This is a genomic window from Bauldia litoralis (genome assembly GCF_900104485.1).
Taxonomy (GTDB): Bacteria; Pseudomonadota; Alphaproteobacteria; order Rhizobiales; family Kaistiaceae; genus Bauldia; species Bauldia litoralis.
The window spans coordinates 485,181-506,362 of record NZ_FMXQ01000003.1; the positions used below are offsets into that span (position 1 = coordinate 485,181).

Genomic DNA, 21,182 nt, shown 5'->3' on the forward strand with positions numbered 1-21,182 from the left:
TCTCCCGTTGTGACTTCCGCGCTCACGATTGATGCGGAAGCTAGTTTCGATCGCTCACCGCGGTCTTCCGCCGCTCCGAGCGATGTCGCAAAATGACGAGTGCGAGAGCCTGGGCCCGCGTCACCAGCGAGTCGCGCTCGATATACTCGTCGTCGGTATGGGCATTTCCCCCGACCGGCCCCGTGCCGCAGAGGGTCGGCACGCCGAGCGAGGCGGTCAGCCCGGCGTCGGAGCAGCCACCGGTCGCCTCGCCCTCGACGCCGAGGCCGAGGCTGGCGGAGGCTTCCCGATACGATTTCAGAAGCGCCAACGAGTCCGCCGTCGGCATCATCGGCAGGAATTCGCCGATGATTTCGAGCCGCGCTGTCGTCCCGGGAACATCCATTGCGTCGACGATTCCGCCGACCTTCTCGAGAATGGAAGCGCGCTGCTCTTCCCGGGCATAGCGGATGTCGACGCTCGCTCCGGCGCGCGGCGCGACCGTGTTGATCGATTGCCCGCCGCTCACCAGGCCGACATTGACGGTGATCTCATCGGGGATGTCGGTCAGGGCACCGAGGGCGACGATCTTGTGGGCGAGTTCGCTGATCGCGCTGACGCCGCTGACGAAATCGACGCCGGCATGGGCCGACTTGCCCGATACTTCGATGCGCAGGAACAAGCCGCCCTTGCGCTCGATGACGACGTTGCCGTTCTTGCGGGCCGGTTCGGCGTTGAGGACGAAGGCCGCATCGCGCGCCGCATCGAGGATGAAGTCGCGGGAGACCGGCGAGGCGATCTCCTCGTCGATCGTGAACAGTCCGTCGAGTGGTTGTCCGTCTCCGAATTGCGCGAACGCGGCCAGCACGAAAGCGTTCATCACCAGACCGGATTTCATGTCCGCCACGCCAGGGCCGTGCAGCCGGTCTCCGCGCGCCTCGAACGGACGGGCGGGCGCGGTGCCCAGCGGGAAGACGGTATCCATGTGGCCCATGAGGAGAATTGGCGGGGCGTCGGCGTTGCCGTTGACGCTCACCTTGAGGAGCCGGGCGCTTCCCTCGTTGCCAGCGCGTTCGACGGCGATGCCGTGCTCGGTCAGGAACGACGCGATTTCGTCGCCGACCGCATTGATGCCGGCGACGTGGCTGCTTGGGCTGTCGATGTCGACGATCCGGCCAAGCAGCGATTCCATCGCCGCCTGGCTCGTGCCGAGCCAATCGACGATCCGTGCATCGGCCGGTGCGCGACTATCCATCGACGCTGCCTCCGCGCGGGGTGCGGCGCCCGCCGAAACTCGGCATCGGCAGCGCGCCGTTGCTGTGGCTGAGGAAATGCGCCGCTTCCATCGCCTGGGGCGCGAAGGTTTTCTCGAAATCGTCGGGCTGCCATTTGGTGATGCTGCCGGCGATATGGACCGCGGCCACCGGGCGTCCCGAGAAATCGATGATCGGCGCGGCGACGACCAGCTCGCCCGGCGAGCTTTCGCCATTGACGAAACCGTACCCGACGCGTCGTCCTTCCTCGATCTTCTCCATGATCGCGTCAGGGTCGGTCAGGGTCTGCGGGGTCAGCGGCCGCAGGTCGGAGCGATCGAGAATCTCACGCACTTCCTCGTCGGGCAGTCGCGCCAGCGTCGCCCGTCCCCCGGCCGAGCAGAAGGTCGGCATGCGGCGGCCGATGAGGGTCGAATATTGCGGATATTCCTGCTTGCCGTGGAGCCGGATGGCGTAGACGACCGTGGTGTCGTCGAACAGGCTGAGGTTGGTGCGCTCGCCGCAATCGCGCCGAAGCTGGAGAAGCACCGGCGTCGCCGCGACCACCAGGGGATGCGCCCTGAGGAAATGGAAGCTCAGGTCGAGGACCTTCTTGCCGAGTGAGAAGCGACCGGACTGCGGATCCTTCTCGAGGTAGCCCGACTGGACGAGGGTGTGGACACACCGCTGGGCGGACGCCTTGTCGAGGCCGGAAATCCTGACGATCTCGGCGAGCCCCAGAAACTGCTCGGCGGCGCTGAAAGCCTCAAGCACGAACAGCGCTTTTTCAAGCGACTGGATGAAGAGCGGCGACCGCTCCGGCGAGGTCTGCGGCGAACGTGCGCCCATGCGAAACTCCAATTCCAAGTATTGCAATACGATACGGTGTATGTGATTTCAATATGATAAATCGCCTGGGGCGTGAAAAACCAGCGGAAGGCTCGAAATATGCGGTTTGCAAACAGGATTGCGCTCGTCACTGGTGGCTATCGGGGAATGGGCGGAGAGAGCGCCAGGGCGCTGGCGCGGGAGGGAGCAATCGTGATTGCTGCCGACATCATCGCGGGGTCGCCGCCGGACGCCGAGCCCGGCGTTATCTATCGCCACCTCGACGTGACATCGCCCGAGCAGTGGTCGGACGTTGTCGCGGCGGTCATCGCCGATCACGGCCGGATCGACATTCTGGTCAACGCGGCCGGCGTCACCCAGGAACGATCCGAGCCGCACAGCACCGACCTCGAGGAATGGGAGCGCGTCATCGCGGTCAACCAGACCGGGGTGATGCTCGGCATGAAGACGGTCTCCGCCGCGATGCTGGGCAAGGCCGACGTCTCGATCGTCAACATCTCGTCGATCTGGGGCCTGGTGGCGGGATCCGGCCAGCTCGCCTATCACGCCAGCAAGGGCGCGGTGACTCTGATGACCCTCAACGCCGCCATCACCTACGCCGATCGCGGTATCCGCGTGAACGCCGTCCTGCCCGGCCTCATCGATACCGAGATGGTCCGCGACCAGGACCCGGCGATGCGCGCCGAAACGATCGCCAATACGCCGATGAAGCGGATCGGAATGCCTGGGGAAGTAGCGCGGGCCATTCTCTTTCTCGCCAGCGACGAGGCGAGTTACATCACCGGCGCCCTGCTACCCGTCGACGGCGGCTATACGGCGCGATAAGGCCGCCCGGGCGTTCGACGCTCGAGCCAAGACCCCGAACCGTTGCGAAGGCAAGCGAGCGACGCCTCGCGCCGCCCCCTGGTCACAGGGTCGGTTGCCAGACCTCGGGCAGAAACCCGTAGCCATTTCCCTTTCGGACGATACGCCCGACCGACGGATGGTCGAGGTGAACGCCGGCAACGCGCATGCGGTCGCTGGTTACCTGATCAAGGACACGCTTGCGGGTGACGGCGGCCGCGTTCGAGTCGATGTCAAAGGCGACGCCCGCGTCGGGCAGCGCCAGCTGGATTCCCGGCAGGTGGACGACATCGCCCCAGATGAGCATCGATTCGTCACCGGAATGGACGTGCCAGGCGGTATGGCCGGGGGTATGTCCCGGCGTCGGGAAGACCCGGATGCCCGGCACCGGTTCGTCGTCGCCACCGACCTGGGTCGTGCGCCCCTCATACGCCGTGAGCCCGGTGCGGGCGAGACGAAAATAGCCCTGCACCGTTTCGCTCGCCCGCGAATAGGCGCCTTCGTCCATCCAGAAGGAGACTTCATCCTCGTGAACGATCAGTTCCGCATTCGGATAGATGGCCTTGCCATTCTCGTCGGTGAGACCCGCTTCGTGATCGGGATGCATGTGGGTCATCAGGATCGCGTCGATGTCGGATGGCTCGACGCCGATGGAGGCGAGGTTCGGCAGGAGACGACCGACCGTCGGGAACTCGCCGATGAAGCCTGTATCGACGAGGAGCAGTCGCTCCGGTGTCTGGATCAGAAACGAGTTGACGGTGAGCAACGGCGGTATGGGGCGGAAGTCGCTCGTCTGCGCCGCCTCGATGTCGTCGCGCGGAACGCCGACGATGTCGTCGAGCGAGATATTGAAGACGCCGTCATTCACGGCGCTCACCACCACGTCGCCGACGGTCGTGTGTGAGACGGCGCTTGGCTGGGCCGTCGGCCGGGGTCGCTTGGTCATGTCAGTCCCTTCTTCTCACTCACTGGCGCGGATTTCCTGGCGGGACGACTCGCCGACGGGCGCAAGCGCGGCATCCCCTGTCTTCGTGACGGGTCATCCCTGCATCGCTTGAAGATCATCCAGAGCCCCCCGGCGGGTCGGGAGAGCCCCGACCGCTTTTTTGTTGTGATCATAGATCACGCTATACGATTATGCACCTCCATCCCGTCCCCGATCCGACCATTCAAGGCTTTCCCATGACCGCACGATTCGTCCTAGAAGAAGATCCGATCGCCCTGCCGCGCGGTGCCTGGGCGGCGACGGAGCGGCGGACGCTCCGGCTGGACGGACGCCCGGTCTTCAGCCTGACCCAGGGGCGCTTCCGGTCCTACCTCTACCCGCTCTGCACGCCCAAGGGCTTCGCGGTCACCAGTGAAGCGCCCGCCGACCATCCGCATCACAACTCGTTCTGGATCGCAGCCGATCACGTCCATTGCCAGATGCCGGCGGCGGACGACCGGATCGAGGAATACACCTACAATTTCTACAATGACGACGTGTTCCAGGGCCGCTCCCCCGGCCGCATCGTCGCCGTCCGCTCGACTGGCGAGGCCGACGGAGACGCCGCGTTCCGCATCCACCAGAGCCTCGAATGGCGGGGGCCGTCGGAATGGGCGGCGCCCCAGGGGCGGATCGCGGCGACGGAGGATCGGCGGATCCGCATTTCCCTCGATCGGGAAGCGTATGTGATCGACGTCGAATCGACGCTCGCCGCCGCCGACTGGGATTTCGTCATCGGCCCGACCCGGCATTCCTATTTTAACGTCAGGCTGGTCGAGGGGATTGCGGCGACCTCGGGCGGCGCGGTGACGGACGATGCGGGCCGCTCCGGCGGCGCGGCGATCACCGGTTCGGCCGCGCGCTGGGTCGACTATTCCGGCCCGGTCGGCGGGGGCAATCGCGCGGGCGTCGCCGTCATGCCCGACCCTCGCGATCACCAGGATGTGTCGTGGTTCGTCACCGACTGGGGCGTGGTGACGGTCGGTCCGTTCCGCAAGGAAGGGCGTCGGGTCGCGAAGGGCCAGTCGGTCACCGTCCGGTATCGGACCATCGTCCATGACGGCGATACCGGCACTGCGGACATCGCCGCCCGCTACGCCGATTACGTCGCGGGTCTCGGCTAGGCTCAGCCGTCCTCGGCGACGACCGGGTTCCGCAGGACGCCGATCCTCTCGACCTCGATCTCGACCACGTCGCCGGGTTTCAGGAAGATGGGCGGCGTGCGGAGGAATCCGACGCCTTCCGGCGTGCCGGTCGAGATGATGTCCCCCGGCGACAGCGGCGTGAACCCGGACACATAGGCGATGATGGCCGGGATATCGAAGATCAGGTCGCGGGTATTGCCGTGCTGGAGCTCGACACCGTTCAGCCGGGTGCAGAGATCGAGGGCGCCGGGGTCGGGGATTTCGTCGGCGGAGACCAGCCACGGCCCGAAGCCGCCGGTTGCATGGAAATTCTTGCCGGCCGGCAGGGAATGCTTCTCCTGGTAGTCGCGGACCGAGGCATCGTTGAAGCAGCTATAGCCGAAGACATGATCCATGGCTTGCGCCACCGGGATATGTCGCCCGCCGCGGCCAATGACCAGTGCCAGCTCGCATTCATAGTCGAGTTCATGCGACACCTTCGGCACGATCAGGTCGCCACCATCGGGGACCAGCGTGTCGGTGAAGCGGGTGAAGAGGGACGGGAAGTCCGGCAGGGCGCCGCCACCCTCGCCGACATGGGCACCGTAATTCAGGCCGACGCAGACGATCTTCCGCGGGTCCGGGATCGGGGGCAGCAGTCGCACGTCGTCCAGCCGCACCACAGGCGATCCGGATTCGGCGAGATCGGAGAGGACACCCGCGTCGAGGGCGGCGCGCAGGGTCGGATAGCGGTCGCCATGCCGTGATCCGAGATCGACGACTTCGTCGCCCCTGACGATCCCGTAGCTTTCGCGGCCATCCTTCTCGAAGCTGACGTACTTCATTACGCTTCCTTTGTGTTGAGCGCGTCGCGCTCGGTTCGGGCGTCGCCAAGCAGGAAGCGCCGGAAGAGCGCTATCTGGCCTGCGACCATGGCATCGCCGATCAGCACCGGCTTGTTCAGATCCGCCGCGAGCCGCTTGAGCGCGGTGTCGGGGACCGTCACGATGTCGGCAACGATCCCGGCCGACGCGACGGTTTCGGCGGGTATCGGCGAGGGGTCGCCGGGATGCATCCCGACGGTCGAGGCATTGATCACCAGATCGAAGGCGCCGGCCGGGGCCAGCGTGGTTGCGATCCGCGCCGTGGGCGCGAATGCGACCAGGCGCCGGGCAAATGCCGCGGCCCGATCGTGGTCGATGTCGCACAGCGTCAATGCGATATCCGCCTCCTCGACGAGGCTCGCGGCGATCGCCGAGCCGGCGCCGCCGCATCCGACCAGCAGGACGCGCTTGCCGCCCATGCCTGAGCCGTCGATCGCGGCGTGAGCGGCAACGAAGCCGAACCCGTCGAAGTTGACGCCGACCCAGCCATCTTCCCCGAAGCGGATGCAGTTGCACGCACCCAGCAGGGAGACGAGGGTGGACTGCTCGTCGAGATGGGCCAACACGGCCTGCTTCAATGGCGTCGTGACGATCGCGCCGATCGCCTCGCGGTCCTGTCTGACGCCGGCGGCGTAGGCGGCGAGATCGTCCGGCGCGAGTTCCCGCCTGACCACCGTGATCGCCTCGCCGCGGTCGCGGAAGCTGCGGTTGAGCAGGTCCGGGCTCCGCGCGTGGTCGAGCGGCGTCCCGATCATGTCGATGTGGCGCATGGCCTTGTCCGGTCAGAGACGAGAGACGAGCAGTCCGCCGTCCACGTTGATCGGCTGGCCGACGCTGTAGGGCAGCGCCCCGGTGGCGAGGCTGGCCACGGTCCGCCCGACGTCCTCGGCCTCGCCCCAGCGGCGGATCGGCGTCGCGCCGGCCTCGATCATCGTGGTGAAGCGTTCGCGGACCGGAGCCGACATGTCGGTGCGGATGAAACCCGGCCTGATCTCGAACGATGCGATGCCGTGCTCCGCGAGGCGTATGCCGAAGAGCTGCACCACCATCGACAACGCCGATTTCGATATGCAGTAGGGCGTCTTCTCGGGGGAGACCATCACGGAATTGGCGGAGGTGATGGTGACGATGCAGCGCCCCTCGCGCCTGTCTTCCTCGGCGATCATGCGACGGGCCGCCGCCTGGGTCAGGAAGAAGGTGCCGCGCAGGTTGATGCCGAGAACCCGATCGAAGTCCTCCGGCGTCGCCTCCAGCATGTCGCCGCGGACACACATCGCGCCGGCATTGTTGGCGAGGCAGTCGAGCCGTCCGAAACGCTGATAGACCCGATCGACCATCGCTTCATGCCCGTCGACGTTAGCTATGTCGCCGTCGACGAAATCGCCCGTCCCTCCGGCCTCGGCGATCAGCCGGATGGTCTCGTCCGCGTCCTCGCCCCCGACGATATCGTTGATCATCACATCGAAGCCCGACGTGGCGAGTGCCAGGGCAATACCGCGCCCTATCCCTCGACGACCGCCGGTCACCAGCGCTACTCTCCGCTCACTCACCTAGGATCCCCCCAATTTTTGATTTGTCGGCCGGGCGAGTGAACCGTTTCCATTCGCGGGCCGCAACCGGAAATCAGATGTATCAGGTGCCCTCCGCGCCCGACCAGCCACCTGGTGAGCGAGAACCGGGATCGGCTCCGGGTCATCCCGTTCAGTGCAGCGGAGACGCTATGGGCGGCCCGACGGTGAAGTCGTTGAACAGCACCCGGAAGCCGGATCTCTGCGGCGAGCAGGCCATGATTCCAATCGTCGCCTCGCCGTCAGCGGGAAAATCCGCCACCCGCATGAGATGCCAGGACCCGCCTGCATCCTTGAAATGCAACAGGACTGCTTCGCCGATCCGGGTCAGCCGTACACTCTGCGGACCTGTAACCCGCGGCACGCTGATCACCGCCCAGTCGGATCGTCCGCGCGTCACGACGGAACTGAAATTCGTGACGCCATCGGAAAACTCGATACCCGCCTTCAGCCATCGCTGTTCATCAAGGCGCAGCATCAGACCTGCCTGATCGTAGAGCGTCTCATAGGCACCATCGAACGTCACGATCGCGGTGAAATCGCCTTGGACCGGCGCGCCGAGGAAGTGGCCGCTATCCCGCTGGAAGCCGTAGTAGGTCTCGCGCCAGAAATCGGTTTCGTGGCCCGTCGTGACCGACAGCCCACTGTCGTCGTGGCGCCACTCCGGCGGTGGATTGAGCCATGTCGCTTTGGTCAGGTCGTTCAGATCGGATGCCATGATGCGGTCCAGAATCTCGCCATACCCGAGCTTTACAGGAATAATCATCTAAGCGTGTCGCACGTTGGCGACGGGCACCAGAATCCGGTGTCCGGATGACCCGCGGATCGGCGGATTTCGGCCCTTCTCGATTGTTGGGAAAATGGGCGCGGACGAAGGGATCTGAACCCTCGACCTCATGGTCCGTCGAGCGGACCGTGACTTGAACGCCAGAGAAACACAGAGAACCCTAACGAGGCAGGTGAGGCAGGTGACCATCACCGCGAGTGATCCGTATGGAGGTGGCAGGAGAGCTTGGCGCCTTCCGTCCGGTGTCTTGTGGCGAGCCGGCGAACCAGGCTGACTGGCGTCGGTCCAGTTCCGCCCCGCTTCATGGGGGCCAGCGGCAGGCGGGCGGTGGAGCGTCGTGCATCTCGTGACGCCCACCGCTCCGCCTAGTCGTCGTCGTTCTTTGCCTTGTTGTTCTTCTTCTGCTTGTTGACCAGCCGGATGCTCTCAAGCACGACGTCCGATGTCGATTTCTGGTCACCGGAATTGTCCTGGTGGTTCTCGGTCATGATCAGGCCTTCGGCGCCCTTGCCGAGAGTCATCTCGATCTGCTGCCAGTTGCCCACAGCCATGGAATTCGAGTTGATGATCAAAGGCACGCCGTTGGCGGCGGCAACGCCGGCCGCGCCGATCAGCTCGCCGCCCGTGCCGCGATCCTCGGCCCGCTGGTAGGCAAGCGCCACTTCTGGGCGTCTTTCGGAGAAGTCCCAGGGATGGGGACCGACGAGCGGCTCTCGTCCTCCGGCGGTTGCAGAGACGATCGATGCCTGGACCGCAACTGCGAGGCCAGCGGAGACCAGGGCAAGGCGGATGAGGAAATAGTGACGATGTGTGACGATCCTGTTCACGGGGGAACTCCATTGTTCGCATGGGGTGGCGGCGGGCCGGATGGGGGCCGGTCCGCCGCCGTGAGCGGGGCCGCGGGCCGGTCCCGCCCGGTTAGGGGCTCGTCAGTTGATGCCGTCGACCGAAACGCTGAAGTTGTTGCCGATCGCGGTCGCGGCCGAGTTGACCGCGGGATTGTCGAGGGTGCCGAGGTCGGCGAAGCCACCGAAGCTGACGACGTCCACCAGCGACGTGGAGGTGATCGTCGCGAGGGCGGTCTGCTCGTTGTTGCCGATGGCGAACGCATCCTGGTCGGACGTGGTCTCGAGATCGACGCTGAGGCTGTTGCCCACCCCAATCGCCTGGCTGTCGACGGAAGCATTCAAGATGCCGATGGCCGACGAGCTTGCGGTGACGGCACCCGGGATTGACAGATCCGCGATGTCACCGAGGAGCGGAGCGGCCAGCGCGACGTCGACCCCGCCGAAGACCTGAACCGAGTCGTAGTTGATGGCGACGTCGGAGTTGATCGCTCCGCTGTTGCCCATTGCGGTGGCCGTCGTATCGACCGCCGCGAGGTCGGTGATCGGCGCACCCCCGGTCAGGCCGCCCAGCAGGGCGTTGTCGATGCCGGTGATGTTGCTAGTTGCCGTCGCGGCGCCTAGGGTCTGCTGCTCATTCTCCGCCTGATTGAGGCCGGTGGGGACGAGATCGGTTGCGGCGCTCACCGCGGTCGAGATGTTCGTCGTGACGTCGGCATTCCAGATCCAGGTGACCTCGTCGAAGGCTTGTGCCGGATAAGAGACCCCCGCCAGCATCGCCGCGAGAGGCCTTCGGTGAGGATCTGGTATGTGGCCAGTTCCACGACCGATCGAACGCCGAGCTGCAGCGGCTCATTCTTGACAGCACCGGATTCGAATTCGACGAGATGATCCCCGAAGAAGCGGTAGACGCCGGTTTCGATCTCGTAGCCGACGATCTGCTTCTGGAGGCTGGTGACGTAGAGTGTCTTGTAGGTGCGGACATCGACCAGCCTCAGGTCGAGGCCGACGTTGACAACGGCTTTGCGGACGCCGCCACCGATCCCGGCGACGAACAACCGTGAGCCACCACTGACGATGTTGTAGTTCAGTTCGGTCAGGGCCCCGAGAACCACGAAATTGGCCGGGGTCACCGACAGATCGCGGACTGGCGCGACAATGGCGTCGGCCTCGACGAATTGTTGCTCGGCGATCGGAACGCGCACGTCCAGTCGCTCGGTCAGGGTTACCTGCCTTGTCTTGAAGAAGGCGCTGATCACCATCTCCGAGACACCCTGGGTCAACTCGGCGCTGTCGTTGTATTTGGCGTATGTCCGCTGGCCGGTCTTGTCGCTGATCTGGCCGATGGCGACGACCGGCTTCCGGTTCGTGGGCATCGTCGCAAGTTCGACGAGGCACGCGGTGTAGGGCGTGTCATTGGTCTGGACCGGTGCGCCTGCCAGCGGTTTGACAATCGCCTCCGGCGTATACATCGACTGGCATCCGGCAAGGGCCGTGAGGCCAAGGCCAATGGCTGTCAGCCGAGGCATCAGCCGGTGGCGACGGCGTCCGGCTGACTCAGTAGAAAAGGCTGAAATGCGCCCTGGCATGGTATCCCCCATCTTTCTCGCTGCGACCCTGATGCGCGCCACTTCTCGATTGTTCGAGAACTGGCCGCTGTCGTTCGGCGACGTGATCAATAGAGATGAGTTCTCGCCAAGGATCGAGCGAGAGAAAGGATAGAATTAAAGACGTTCGGCTACAGATATAGACGTTAGATGCCCGATCTATTCAGACAGGGTGCTTGCGTCTATTCGTACGTATAGTTTGCCCCGCTGGGACACCGCATCCGCAGATTGTGAGGGTCTTGGCGGTCGGCCGAATCAGAGCAGTCGCAGGAGGGGATCATCCGTCGGAGGCGACGACGGGACCTGCCTCCGGAAGAAGCGCCATCTCCTTGGCGAGCATGGCCGCATGGGTGCGATTGCGGGCGCCGAGCTTGCGCGTAAGCGTCTTGACGTGGAGCTTGACGGTCACTTCTTTCAGGTCGAGCCGCAGCCCGATTTCCTTGTTCGATAATCCCTCGCAAAGCCCTCCGAGGACCTCGATCTCCCGCGTCGTCAGGCCCAGGGCGCGCGCGCCAACCGACACGGTGTTGGTCGCGGTCATGAAATCGACCGGAACGAAAATCTCGCCCGACGCCATGAAGCGGATCGCGTTGATCAGGGATTTCGCCTTCATCGTCTTTGGAATGAAGCCGGCGGCGCCGGCGGCTAACGCCTTTTCGGCGATCTGCCGGTTCGCGACTCCGGAGATCAGCGCGACCGGCGTCCCCCTGCTTGCCTCAAGCACGGCCTTCATGCCGCGCAACTCATTCATTCCCGGCATGTGATAGTCGAGCAGGATCAGGTCGAACCGCTCATGATAGGCCAGGACGCGCAGCACTTCGTCTATCGCTGATGCCGCCACCACCTCGCACTGGGCTTCCCGGCTGAGGACATCGCCGATCATGTCGCGCACCAGGTCGTGGTCGTCGGCGATAAGAATCTTCATCGGGGCTCCATTCACGGCGGTCTGTGGAACTCATACTGCGGCGAGTCCCGAAAACTAGAGCGGGCTATACGAAAGGATAGCCGGAATCTCCAATGAACCGGTGCATCGCGTGCCTGCGAGGCTAAAGTGCGGACAATGTCCGGTTCCATTCTCCGGTCCGCACAACCCAAACAGGAGATCGAAAGAGCGATGATCACCCGCGCTTCGTTTCGCGTCGTCGGCGTCGTAGCCGCGTTGCTTGCCTTCGGGGTCGTGGTTCGCGCCGCCGAAATGCCGTCGGCTTCACCCGAGGGCGATGTGATCCTCACGGTGACCGGTCTGATCGGCGAAAAGAATGCCGGCGAGGCAGCCGCATTCGATCGCGCCATGCTGGAATCTCTGCCGACGGAGCGGTTTTCCACCAACACGATCTGGACCGAAGGTGAGCAGAGCTTCACGGGCGTGCCGCTGACTGCACTCCTGACCATTGTCGGCGCGGAGGGGCGTGTCGTCAGGGCGACGGCCCTGAACGACTACGCCGTCGACATTCCAATGTCGGATCCCACGTCGCAGAGCGCCCTGATCGCCTATGAAGTCAATGGCCAACCCATGTCCATTCGCGAAAAAGGACCGTTGTGGATCGTCTATCCCTACGATGCCGACAATCGGTTCCAGACCGAAACCCTCTATTCGAGGAGTATCTGGCAATTGAACCGGATCGAGGTTCTCGAATGAGACCCAAAGAGATGGATTGAGCGGCAGGGCGGCGATGGCCACTTCCAGACGATTTCGCAGTGTTCGGAACGGCTCGTTTCTGGCGCTCGCGGCCGCTGCCCTGACCGGACTCCTGTTCCTCGGCATCGAGGTCAATCGCGAACTCACCCAACTGCAAAGCGCTCCGCGCGACAACGTTCACTGGACGCTGTCGCAGATGGAGGTCGACCTCCTGTTGCTTACGTCGGCGGGCGATGCGGCCCTCGGCTCCGGGGAACTTGCCCCTTTCCGGCAGCGGTTCGATCTCTTCTACAGCCGGGTGAGTTCGCTACGCGACGGCACATTCGTCCGATCGCTGGACGAGGACAGCGCGGTCACCCGTTCCCTCGACGAGATTCGCCGGCATCTCGACCGGGCCACACCACTGATTGACGGGCCCGACCAGGCGCTGGAAGCGAGCCTTGCCGAACTGGTCGAGATTTTTCGTGGGATGCGGAGCGATGTCCGTGGATTGTCGCTGGAGGGGGTCAGAATCTTCGCCGAGATGTCGGACACACGGCGCAAGGTGCTCTCCGATCTCCTGACCCAGGCGGCCGCGGTCGCCGCCGGACTGATTATCGCGCTGGTTGCGTCAATCTTCTTCCTGCTTCGTCAGTACCGAATTTCGATGCGCAAGACCGAGGAAGCCGCCGGTGTCGCGGACCGGCTGAAACGGACCATCGATGCCTCGCTGGACGCGATCGTCGTCGCGGATATGGAAGGGCGGATCGTCGAGTATAACCCCGCGGCGGAGCAGACCTTCGGCTTTGCCCGGGACGATGTCCTCGGGTGCCCTCTTGGCGACCTGATGGTTCCCGAGCGCTACCGCGACGCCCATGCGGCGGGATTGAAGCGGTTCCTCGACACCGGCGAGAAGCGCGTCGTCGATCAGGGGCGGGTGCATCTCGAAGCGCTTCGCGAGGACGGCACCGAATTTCCGATCGAGATGTCCATAGGCGTGGCGGGTGGGCCGTCGGAGCCGATGTTTATCGCCTATATCCGCGATATCTCCAGTCGCCTCGAAGTCGAGAATGCGCTGACGGAGGCGCGTGATGACGCTCTCGCTGCCGATCGCGCCAAGTCCAGCTTCCTCGCCGTGATGAGCCATGAGATGCGAACGCCGCTCAATGGCGTGATCGGAACCCTGGAGTTGCTCCGCGAAACGCCGCTCGACGCCGAACAGCGACGTATTGTCGAAATCGCTCAGCTGTCGAGTGACATCCTGCTTCGCCACATCGACGATGTGCTCGATATCGCAAAGATCGAAGCCAACAAGTTCGAACTTGCCCCTCTGCCGTTCGATCTCAACCAGGTGATCGAACACGTTGTCGACCTCAACAGGCCGATCGCCGCCGCCCGCGGGACGTCGATCGCAATCGCATCGCGCGTGCCCGAGCCCGCGACATATGTGGCAGACCGGCTGCGCATCCAGCAGATCATGCTCAACCTTGTCGGCAATGCGGTGAAGTTCACCGAGAATGGCCGGATCGGCGTCTCGGCGATCGAGACGAATACCGGCGAGGGACAATCGACCCTGGAACTGGCGGTCGAGGACACGGGCATCGGTATCCATGCCAGCGACCAGCAGAAGATTTTCGAAGATTTCGTCGCGCTCGACCCCTCCTACAGCAGGGATACGACGGGATCTGGCCTCGGCCTCAGCATTACGCGGCGGATCGTCGAGGCGATGTCAGGGACTTTCGGCGTTGTCAGTGCGCCCGGTGCGGGCAGCCGTTTCTGGATCAGGCTGCCGCTGCGTCGCTCGCCAGAGGTGAAAGCACTGCCGCCCGAGCCGCTATCGCTGTCGGCGGCACCGCTCAAGACGCTCCGTCCCTGCACCGTCCTGGTCGTCGAGGACAACGACGTCAACCGGTTCGTCATCAAGAAGATGCTTCAATCGCAGGGCTGCAGCGTCACCGAAGCTTCGGACGGGCGGCAAGGCGTCTCGCTCGCTGCCGGTCGATGTTTCGATCTGATCTTCATGGATATCAGCATGCCGGGAATGGACGGATTGCAGGCCTGCGAGGCGATCCGCGCCGGGACCGGCGCGTCGCGCGAATCTGCCATCGTGGGCCTGACCGCCCATGCGTTGCCGGAGGAGCACCGCCGATACCTTGCTGCCGGCATGAACGCATGTCTCGTTAAGCCGCTTCGGCGGGCGGATCTCGAAAGGGTCCTCGACATCCATGGCAAGGCTTTTCCACGGAGCGGGGTGGCCCCCTTTGTCGCCAGCGCCAACGACAACCGCGGGAGCATTGTCGACAGGGAAACGTTTGACGAATTGTCCGAGATCCTGACGGCCCCGGTGATGCAGACGAAGATCAGCACATTCGGCACAGATCTCGAAACAGGGCTGGATGATGTGGACACGGCGCTCCGGCGCCACGACCACCACGCCGCCGGCGAGCGCGCGCACGCACTGTCCGGCGCGGCGGCGTTTTTCGGGGCGACCCGGCTGCGGAGCCTCCTCCTGGAAATCGAACGCCATTGCAGGGACGGCAGCACGGTCGAGGCCCTGGACGCCCATGCCAGGACTGTCGTCCAGGTGCCGCTGACGATGGACGCGCTGAACACGCTTTCAACCCCGGGTGAACGCTCGGCCGACTAGCCAGAACCGTCTCTCCGGTGCGCAGGCTCGCCGGCCAGGCCAACGCCGACGTGTGACGCCGTCGCGGCTCTGGCGCCTTGCTCATCGGAAAGACATCCGGCCGAGGCAAGTCCTCGGATTCAAGAGCTCCGAACCGGGATCCTGAATTCGGTCTGGCCGTCGATGGTGCGCAGGACACCGTCGTTGACCACCATGTAGGGCTCATAGAGCATCACGGCGATCTGCTCCGCCCGGCGGATGACGCCGGTCTCGTAGCCGATGCCGAGGCTCCAGCAACCGCTCAGGAACCTGGCGTCGGCGACGACGATCGCTTCGACCGCTCCGTCGGCGTCGATCTCGACGGCGTTGACGGCGCCGGCCGCCAGGCGCACGCCTTCGTGCAGGGTGATCCAGCCGTCGGGACGGTCGTCCGGCTGCATCACGTCCATGGCGACCTCGGCGGCGAGCGACGCCAGCGGCCGGTGCGGATGAATCGCGTTGTGCAGGACCGCGACCACCGCTCCGGACTCGCGCGCGTCGATAAGTGCCCGTCCGGTATCGCCGCGCTTTTCGACGAGAGCGGTGTTGGCGGCGTGAATGCGGCCGTCGGCGGCGAGCGCGATGATCCCGGCGTCGACATCCGGGTTGGCGCGGACCACCTGCTCCACCGCTTCCGCCGGCGCCATCCCCGTTCGCATCAGGGCCAGCACCTCGTCGTTGAGGTTGACGCCGTTGACGCCGATGGTGTTCGGCATCCGGTGTCCGGTGACCAGCCCGACGCCGGCTTCGGCCGGGGTGAACTGGCTCAGCGGTTCCGGCCGGTCGGGGCCGCTCGACATCAGACCGGCGGTCGTCGCCGATGCAATCGCCGCGGGGATCGCCGCCTCGCCGTTGGCCCAGAGCGCCGCAATGCCGCCGCGCTGCGCCGTCGCCCGGGCGACCGATCCGTCGGCGGTCAACGCCGCGAGGCTGACGAAACCGCCGATCGCCCCCCGCCCGACAGCCTCGACCGCGGCAAGGGCGCGGAAAACGGCGAGCCCGGCATTCGGACCGTGGGCGGCGATTCCGATCGTCACGACGCGACCCAGTGGCCCGGCGCCGCCTCGACCAGCGGTCCGTCCGGATAGGACCCGGCCGCCACGGTCACCCGCACGCGGCCGCGCTTCGCCGGGTCGGGCACCGGCGCGGCGGAGAGCAGCGCCCGGGTGTAGGCGTGGCGCGGCGATCCGAGGACGGCCTCGGTCGGTCCCGTTTCGAGCAACCGCCCGCTTCGCATCACCGCGACCCGGCTCGAAATCTGGCGGACGACGGCGAGGTCATGCGAGATGAACAGCAGCGCGATGCCCTGCTCGTCGCGGAGTTCGGCGAGAAGGTCGAGGACCTGTGCCTGGATCGTCACGTCCAGCGCCGAGGTCGGCTCGTCGGCGACGATGATCTTCGGGCCGGCGGCAAGCGCCCGCGCGATCGCCACCCGCTGCCGCTGGCCTCCGGAAAACTCGTGCGGAAACCGCCGCGCCATCGGACGGTCGAGGCCGACGCGCTGGAGCAGTGCAGCCGCCCGCTCCGATGCCTCCCGCCGGCCGCCGCCGCCGTGGATGAGGATCGGCTCGGCCACCGTCCGGCCGATTGAGAATCGCGGATCGAGGGAGGCATAGGGATCCTGGAAGATCATCTGGACCCGGGCCCGCGCCCGCCTGAGCGTCGCGCCGCGCATCTCGGCCATGTTGTGGCCGTCGACGAGAATGGCGCCGTCATCGACATCGAGAAGCCGGGCCACCGCGCGGCCGAGCGTCGACTTGCCCGAGCCGCTCTCGCCGACCAGCGCGACCACCTCGCCGGCCATCACGTCGAGGCTGACGCCATCGAGCGCGCGCGTTCCCGTCCGGCCGCCGAAGGTCTTCGATACCGAGTCGATCCGCACCACCGGTTCGCGGCCCGCCGGACGCGCGACCGCGCCGGCCACGGCGCCATCGAGGCGCGGCACTGCGGCGAGCAGCGCCCTGGTATAGGCCTGCCCGGGCATCGCGAAGAGCGTCTTGGCATCGGCTTCCTCGACCACCCGGCCATCGTGCATTACCACCACCCGGTCGGCGGTCTCGGCGACGACCCCCATGTCGTGGGTGATCAGGATCAGGCTCGTCCCGGTCTCGGCGATCAGCGTGCGCATCAGGTCGAGAATCTGCGCCTGGATGGTGACGTCGAGCGCGGTGGTCGGCTCGTCGGCGATCAGCAGCGCCGGCTTCATCATCATCGCCATGGCGATCATCACCCGCTGGCGCATGCCGCCGGAAAACTCGTGCGGATACTGGCCGAGACGGCGCCGCCCATCGTCGATACCGACCCGCTCGAGCATGGCGATGGCGGCCTCGCGGGCCTGCCGCTCGCTGACGCGGCCATGCGCCATCATTCCCTCGGTCATCTGGCGGCCAATGGTCAGCACCGGATTGAGAGAGGTCATCGGCTCCTGGAAGACCATGCCGATCCGCGCGCCCCGGATGCGGCGAAGAGGCTCCGGCGCAAGCGTGATGAGGTCGGTTTCCTCGAAATGCGCCGACCCGCCGGTCACCGCGCCATGGCCTCTTGGCAGCAATCCCATCAGAGACAGCGCGGTGACGCTCTTGCCGGAACCGGATTCGCCGACAATGGCGACGACCTCGCCGCGCTGCACGGTGAAGGAGACCCCGTGGACCACCTCCCGCGCCTTGCGGCCGGCGCCGAAGGCAATCCTGAGATCGCGCACGTCGAGGACCGGCGTATCGGTCATTCGCTCCCCTCGCGGGGGTCGAGCGCTGTGCGGATCGCGTCGCCGAGCAGGTTGAAGCCGAGCACCGTCACGGCGATGGCGAGACCGGGGATGACCATCAGATACGGCGCGCGATTGAAATAGTCGCGGGCCCCGGACAGCATGGCGCCCCATTCCGGATCCGGCGGCTGCGCGCCGAGGCCGAGAAAGCTGAGGCCGGCCGCCGCCAGGATGGCGGCCGAGAGGCCGAGCGTCGCGACGACGATCATCGTCGGCAGGACGTTCGGCAGGAGGTGCAGGAAGAGAAGGCGCAGCGGCCCGGCTCCGGCGGCGATCGTCGCCTCGAAATAGGGCTTCGAGCGTTCGACCAGCGCCGCCGAATAGCAGGTGCGCGCATAGAACGGGATGCCGGCGATGCCGACGGCGATCATCGCGTTCTTGAGGCTGGGACCGAGAACGGCGACGCAGGCCAGCGCAATCAGTGTCTCGGTGAAGGAGAACAGAACGTCGGTGCCGCGCATCAGGATTGTCTCGGTCCAGCCGCCGCGATAGGCGGCGATCAGCCCGACCAGAATGCCGACGGTCAGCGAGATGCCGACGGCGATCGCCCCGATCATCAGCGTCAGCCGGCTGCCGTAGACGATGCGGGTGAACAGGTCGCGGCCGAACTCGTCGGTGCCGAGGAGATAGGCCCCGTTCGGCGGCAGGAAGCGCGGTCCGACCCCCATCTTGATCGGCGAATAGGGGGTGATCAGGTCGGCAAGTCCGGCGCTGGCGATCAGGACGATGACGACGGCGAGGCCGAAGGCGCCATTCGGAGTGAAAGCCACCCGCCGCCAGAAATGCGCGCGGCGGCCGGGCGGCACGATCTCGTGGTCGTAGTCGGGGACGGCGCCGGAGAGTTCCGCCATCTCAGGACCTCCTGATCCGCGGATCGACCAGCGCATAGACCCCGTCGAGCAGGATCGACACGAACACCACCACCACCGCGAAGGTGAGGATGAAGCCCTGGATGACCGGATAGTCGCGCTGGAAAATCGCCTCGACGGCCATCCGGCCGACGCCGTTCCAGGCGAAGATGTTCTCGACCACGATCGCCCCGCCCATCATGAAGGCGAATTGCAGGCCCATCATGGTGATCACCGGGATGAGCCCGGCGCGCAGGACGTGGCGAGAGAGAATGACGGACTTGGGCAGGCCCTTGGCTTCGGCGGTGCGCACGAAGTCCTGGCGCATGATGTCCATCATCGAGGATCGCGTCATCCGGGCGACGATCGCGGCGTTCGACAGGCCGAGCGTCACCGCCGGCAGGACGAGATTGAGCGGTCCGGTGCCGCTGACCGGCAGCCAGCCGAGCTCGACCGCGAAGAAGAGCAGGAGCACCAGGCCAAGCCAGAAATGCGGGACCGACACGCCGGCGATCGCCACGACCATCAGGCCGGTGTCGACCATGGTGCCGCGCTTGTAGGCGGCGAAGAACCCGATCGGCAGGCCGATGAGGATGGCGACCGCCATGGCCGCGACGGCCAGGGCGATGGTGTTCGGGAGTCGCTGGAGAATGACGTCGAGGACCGGCTGGTGGCCGCGAATCGTGTAGCCGAGATCGCCTTGGAAGAGCCGCCCGACGAAGCGGACATACTGGATGTAGATCGGCTGGTCGAGGCCGAGATTGTGCCGGATTTCCTCGAGTTGCTCCGGCGTGGTGCCCTGGCTCTGGGCGTACATGATCTGCACGGGATCGCCGGGAACCAGGTGGATGAGCAGCGTCACGGCAATGGTGGTCACGAAGATCGTGAGCGCTCCCATCGCAATGCGTCCGCCGAGAAACCGCCACATGAAACGAATGCCTGAAAGAGGAGCGAGAGGTCCGGCTTCGCGCGCCGGACCCCCCGCGGTCTGGAGAGGACTAGTCCTCGGCGATCTTCACGTCATTGAAGACGGGGTAGACAAAGGGCGCAACGTGGAAGCCCTCGACCTCGGGCCTGACCGCGAACACCCACTCCCAGCCCGGCGTATAGAGCGGGATGTGGATGCCGTCCTCGAGCAGGACCTTGAACACCGCCTGCACCGCCGCCTTGCGCTCGTCCGGATCGGTGAGGACGCGGGTCTTTTCGAGCATCGCGTCGAGCTCGGGCGTCGTGTAGCCGCGATAGGCGCCCGGCGAATGCCACAGGGCATAGAGGATGTCCGGGTCGTACCAGGACCAGGTCATCATATCCATGCTTCCCTTGCCCTCGGCGGTCTCGTTCTCCTGGCGGACGCGGGCGTTCATCGTGCCGATGTCCATCATCTCGATGTCGGCCTTGATGCCGACCTCGGCCAGTTGCGCCTGGAACACCTCGGCAAGTTTCTGGCGGTTGCCGCCGGTCCACACGAGCATGGCCGTCTCGAGCGGCTTGTCCGGGCCGTAGCCGAGTTCGGCGAGCAGCGCCCTGGCCTTTTCCGGATCGTAGTTGGTGCGGTATTCCAAGCAGACGTCCTGGTCGTTGCCGAAGACGCCGCGCGAGACCGGGCAGGCTTCCGGCAACGACAGGTCGCCGTAGATCAGGTTGATCGCGGCGGCGGCATCGGTGGCGTGGCCCACCGCCTGGCGCGCGCGCTTGTCGTTGAACGGCGGACGGTGCACCGCGAATTCCCAGAAGACGTTCTGGCCGGTGTTCTCGGCGACGACGATGTCGAGTTCGCCTGAGTCCTTCAGCATCGCGACGTCGTCGAAGGGAGGCTCGGCGATGTCGACCTCACCGGTCTTCAGCGCCGCGAGTCGCGTCTGGGGCTCGGGAACGACGGTGATGACGAGGCCGTCCATATACGGCGCGCCCTTGTTCTCCGCGAGCTTGCCGAAATTGGTGTAGTCGTCGTTCCTGGCCAGCGTGATCTTGTCGCCCTTGGTCCAGGAGACCAGTTTCCACGGGCCCGAGCCGATCGCCGTCGTGGTGCCGAAGCCCTCGGCGCCCTCGTTGGAATCGCAGAGGATCGAGGAGAAGCTGTCGGCAAGGAATGGCACCAGCGCGACGAAGGGCGTCTCCAGCGTCAGCTTGACGGTGAGCGGATCGACGACCTCGGCGCTGGTGATCGGTCCCCAGCTGGCCTTGGTGACGCTCGGGTCGGCGTCGTCGAAGGCGCGGTCGACGGTGTATTTCACGTCGGTGGCGTCGAGCGGCGAACCGTCGTGGCAGGTGATGCCGTCGTGGAGCTTGAAGGTGTATTCGGTGCCGGCGTCGTTCACGGTCCATGACTCGGCCATGTTCGGTACCGGATTGCCGTCCTTGTCGGTGGCCAGCAGGGTGTCGAAGATCAGGCTCCAGGTCTGGAGCGAGAGCGTGCTGGTCGCCTTGTGCGGATCGAGCGTGTCGATGTCGCCATAGCGCGCCCACACGATGTCGCGCGCCTCGGCGGCCGCGCTGCAAAGGCCGATCGCGGCAACTGCCGCCAGCGTCCTGGTTAGTCTGCCCGTTCGGATCGTCATCGTCG

General features: G+C 65.5%; 20 protein-coding genes. 4 read left to right on the plus strand and 16 right to left on the minus strand.

Going from position 1 to position 21,182, the window contains the following annotated elements; all coding sequences use genetic code 11:
• Nucleotides 1–40: 40 nt before the first annotated feature.
• Entirely contained in the window at nucleotides 41–1,234 is a 1,194-nt protein-coding gene (locus BLT60_RS09635; protein ID WP_090876201.1) for a M20 family metallopeptidase, read from the minus strand.
• Nucleotides 1,227–2,081: an IclR family transcriptional regulator gene (locus BLT60_RS09640; RefSeq protein ID WP_090876202.1), complete on the minus strand. Its 855-nt coding sequence runs from the start codon at nucleotides 2,079–2,081 to the stop codon at nucleotides 1,227–1,229. The genes BLT60_RS09635 and BLT60_RS09640 overlap by 8 nt, the downstream gene beginning before the upstream one ends.
• A 99-nt stretch (nucleotides 2,082–2,180) precedes the next feature.
• Between BLT60_RS09640 and BLT60_RS09645 the strand changes: the two genes are divergently transcribed.
• On the plus strand, nucleotides 2,181–2,906 hold the full coding sequence (locus BLT60_RS09645; RefSeq protein ID WP_090876203.1) for an SDR family NAD(P)-dependent oxidoreductase: 726 nt from the start codon (nucleotides 2,181–2,183) through the stop codon (nucleotides 2,904–2,906).
• Nucleotides 2,907–2,988: 82 nt separating this feature from the next.
• Here BLT60_RS09645 and BLT60_RS09650 read toward each other — a convergent pair whose 3' ends face one another.
• Nucleotides 2,989–3,870, minus strand: coding sequence for an MBL fold metallo-hydrolase (locus tag BLT60_RS09650; RefSeq protein WP_090876204.1), 882 nt, complete (start codon nucleotides 3,868–3,870; stop codon nucleotides 2,989–2,991).
• A 236-nt stretch (nucleotides 3,871–4,106) separates the two neighbouring features.
• Here BLT60_RS09650 and BLT60_RS09655 point away from each other — a divergent pair, with 236 nt between their 5' ends.
• The gene (locus tag BLT60_RS09655; RefSeq protein ID WP_175478366.1) at nucleotides 4,107–5,033 is read left to right on the plus strand and encodes a DUF6807 family protein; all 927 of its coding nucleotides are present in this window, start codon (nucleotides 4,107–4,109) and stop codon (nucleotides 5,031–5,033) included.
• Nucleotides 5,034–5,035: 2 nt separating this feature from the next.
• Here BLT60_RS09655 and BLT60_RS09660 read toward each other — a convergent pair whose 3' ends face one another.
• The 8 genes from BLT60_RS09660 to BLT60_RS09695 form a co-directional block, all read right to left on the minus strand.
• Complete coding sequence (locus BLT60_RS09660) at nucleotides 5,036–5,878, minus strand: fumarylacetoacetate hydrolase family protein (RefSeq protein WP_090876206.1); 843 nt, start codon at nucleotides 5,876–5,878, stop codon at nucleotides 5,036–5,038.
• The gene (locus BLT60_RS09665) at nucleotides 5,878–6,687 is read right to left on the minus strand and encodes a shikimate dehydrogenase family protein (protein ID WP_090876207.1); all 810 of its coding nucleotides are present in this window, start codon (nucleotides 6,685–6,687) and stop codon (nucleotides 5,878–5,880) included. The genes BLT60_RS09660 and BLT60_RS09665 overlap by 1 nt, the downstream gene beginning before the upstream one ends.
• A 12-nt stretch (nucleotides 6,688–6,699) precedes the next feature.
• On the minus strand, nucleotides 6,700–7,467 hold the full coding sequence (locus BLT60_RS09670) for a 3-ketoacyl-ACP reductase (RefSeq protein ID WP_090876208.1): 768 nt from the start codon (nucleotides 7,465–7,467) through the stop codon (nucleotides 6,700–6,702).
• A gap of 151 nt (nucleotides 7,468–7,618) precedes the next feature.
• The gene (locus BLT60_RS09675) at nucleotides 7,619–8,203 is read right to left on the minus strand and encodes a DUF1349 domain-containing protein (RefSeq protein ID WP_090876347.1); all 585 of its coding nucleotides are present in this window, start codon (nucleotides 8,201–8,203) and stop codon (nucleotides 7,619–7,621) included.
• A 434-nt stretch (nucleotides 8,204–8,637) separates the two neighbouring features.
• Nucleotides 8,638–9,099, minus strand: a complete 462-nt coding sequence (locus tag BLT60_RS24000; RefSeq protein WP_139167791.1) for a hypothetical protein — start codon at nucleotides 9,097–9,099, stop codon at nucleotides 8,638–8,640.
• A 102-nt stretch (nucleotides 9,100–9,201) separates the two neighbouring features.
• A complete protein-coding gene (locus tag BLT60_RS09685; protein WP_090876210.1) occupies nucleotides 9,202–9,894 on the minus strand; it encodes a hypothetical protein in 693 nt (230 codons plus the stop codon).
• Nucleotides 9,801–10,589 carry a CsgG/HfaB family protein gene (locus tag BLT60_RS09690; RefSeq protein ID WP_210185576.1) on the minus strand — a complete coding sequence of 263 codons (789 nt, stop codon included), beginning with the start codon at nucleotides 10,587–10,589 and terminating at the stop codon, nucleotides 9,801–9,803. Before BLT60_RS09690 ends, BLT60_RS09685 begins: the two co-directional genes overlap by 94 nt.
• 412 nt (nucleotides 10,590–11,001) lie before the next feature.
• Nucleotides 11,002–11,649, minus strand: a complete 648-nt coding sequence (locus BLT60_RS09695) for a response regulator transcription factor (RefSeq protein WP_090876212.1) — start codon at nucleotides 11,647–11,649, stop codon at nucleotides 11,002–11,004.
• A gap of 189 nt (nucleotides 11,650–11,838) precedes the next feature.
• Here BLT60_RS09695 and BLT60_RS09700 point away from each other — a divergent pair, with 189 nt between their 5' ends.
• Both BLT60_RS09700 and BLT60_RS09705 read left to right on the plus strand, forming a co-directional pair.
• A complete protein-coding gene (locus BLT60_RS09700; protein WP_210185577.1) occupies nucleotides 11,839–12,363 on the plus strand; it encodes a putative pterin-binding protein in 525 nt (174 codons plus the stop codon).
• Between the two features lie 34 nt (nucleotides 12,364–12,397).
• On the plus strand, nucleotides 12,398–14,989 hold the full coding sequence (locus tag BLT60_RS09705; RefSeq protein WP_090876213.1) for a hybrid sensor histidine kinase/response regulator: 2,592 nt from the start codon (nucleotides 12,398–12,400) through the stop codon (nucleotides 14,987–14,989).
• 119 nt (nucleotides 14,990–15,108) lie between these two features.
• On the opposite strand, the gene BLT60_RS09710 is transcribed toward BLT60_RS09705, so the two are convergent.
• The 5 genes from BLT60_RS09710 to BLT60_RS09730 all read right to left on the minus strand — a co-directional run bounded on the left by BLT60_RS09710 (nucleotide 15,109) and on the right by BLT60_RS09730 (nucleotide 21,177).
• Nucleotides 15,109–16,044, minus strand: a complete 936-nt coding sequence (locus BLT60_RS09710; protein WP_090876214.1) for a DUF6963 family protein — start codon at nucleotides 16,042–16,044, stop codon at nucleotides 15,109–15,111.
• Nucleotides 16,041–17,732, minus strand: coding sequence for an ABC transporter ATP-binding protein (locus BLT60_RS09715; protein ID WP_090876215.1), 1,692 nt, complete (start codon nucleotides 17,730–17,732; stop codon nucleotides 16,041–16,043). Before BLT60_RS09715 ends, BLT60_RS09710 begins: the two co-directional genes overlap by 4 nt.
• On the minus strand, nucleotides 17,729–18,622 hold the full coding sequence (locus tag BLT60_RS09720; RefSeq protein ID WP_090876216.1) for an ABC transporter permease: 894 nt from the start codon (nucleotides 18,620–18,622) through the stop codon (nucleotides 17,729–17,731). The genes BLT60_RS09715 and BLT60_RS09720 overlap by 4 nt, the downstream gene beginning before the upstream one ends.
• 1 nt (nucleotide 18,623) lies before the next feature.
• Nucleotides 18,624–19,547, minus strand: a complete 924-nt coding sequence (locus tag BLT60_RS09725) for an ABC transporter permease (RefSeq protein ID WP_090876217.1) — start codon at nucleotides 19,545–19,547, stop codon at nucleotides 18,624–18,626.
• Nucleotides 19,548–19,617: 70 nt separating this feature from the next.
• The gene (locus BLT60_RS09730; RefSeq protein ID WP_090876218.1) at nucleotides 19,618–21,177 is read right to left on the minus strand and encodes an ABC transporter substrate-binding protein; all 1,560 of its coding nucleotides are present in this window, start codon (nucleotides 21,175–21,177) and stop codon (nucleotides 19,618–19,620) included.
• Nucleotides 21,178–21,182 lie beyond the last annotated feature (5 nt).

Bases quoted from the DNA above. Each gene is read 5' to 3' on its own strand.
- BLT60_RS09635 (WP_090876201.1), bottom strand. From the start codon at position 1,234: ATGGATAGTCGCGCACCGGCCGATGCACGGATCGTCGATTGGCTCGGC.
- BLT60_RS09640 (WP_090876202.1), bottom strand. From the start codon at position 2,081: ATGGGCGCACGTTCGCCGCAGACCTCGCCGGAGCGGTCGCCGCTCTTC.
- BLT60_RS09645 (WP_090876203.1), top strand. From the start codon at position 2,181: ATGCGGTTTGCAAACAGGATTGCGCTCGTCACTGGTGGCTATCGGGGA.
- BLT60_RS09650 (WP_090876204.1), bottom strand. From the start codon at position 3,870: ATGACCAAGCGACCCCGGCCGACGGCCCAGCCAAGCGCCGTCTCACAC.
- BLT60_RS09655 (WP_175478366.1), top strand. From the start codon at position 4,107: ATGACCGCACGATTCGTCCTAGAAGAAGATCCGATCGCCCTGCCGCGC.
- BLT60_RS09660 (WP_090876206.1), bottom strand. From the start codon at position 5,878: ATGAAGTACGTCAGCTTCGAGAAGGATGGCCGCGAAAGCTACGGGATC.
- BLT60_RS09665 (WP_090876207.1), bottom strand. From the start codon at position 6,687: ATGCGCCACATCGACATGATCGGGACGCCGCTCGACCACGCGCGGAGC.
- BLT60_RS09675 (WP_090876347.1), bottom strand. From the start codon at position 8,203: ATGGCATCCGATCTGAACGACCTGACCAAAGCGACATGGCTCAATCCA.
- BLT60_RS09685 (WP_090876210.1), bottom strand. From the start codon at position 9,894: ATGCTGGCGGGGGTCTCTTATCCGGCACAAGCCTTCGACGAGGTCACC.
- BLT60_RS09690 (WP_210185576.1), bottom strand. From the start codon at position 10,589: ATGTATACGCCGGAGGCGATTGTCAAACCGCTGGCAGGCGCACCGGTC.
- BLT60_RS09695 (WP_090876212.1), bottom strand. From the start codon at position 11,649: ATGAAGATTCTTATCGCCGACGACCACGACCTGGTGCGCGACATGATC.
- BLT60_RS09700 (WP_210185577.1), top strand. From the start codon at position 11,839: ATGATCACCCGCGCTTCGTTTCGCGTCGTCGGCGTCGTAGCCGCGTTG.
- BLT60_RS09705 (WP_090876213.1), top strand. From the start codon at position 12,398: ATGGCCACTTCCAGACGATTTCGCAGTGTTCGGAACGGCTCGTTTCTG.
- BLT60_RS09715 (WP_090876215.1), bottom strand. From the start codon at position 17,732: ATGACCGATACGCCGGTCCTCGACGTGCGCGATCTCAGGATTGCCTTC.
- BLT60_RS09720 (WP_090876216.1), bottom strand. From the start codon at position 18,622: ATGGCGGAACTCTCCGGCGCCGTCCCCGACTACGACCACGAGATCGTG.
- BLT60_RS09725 (WP_090876217.1), bottom strand. From the start codon at position 19,547: ATGTGGCGGTTTCTCGGCGGACGCATTGCGATGGGAGCGCTCACGATC.
- BLT60_RS09730 (WP_090876218.1), bottom strand. From the start codon at position 21,177: ATGACGATCCGAACGGGCAGACTAACCAGGACGCTGGCGGCAGTTGCC.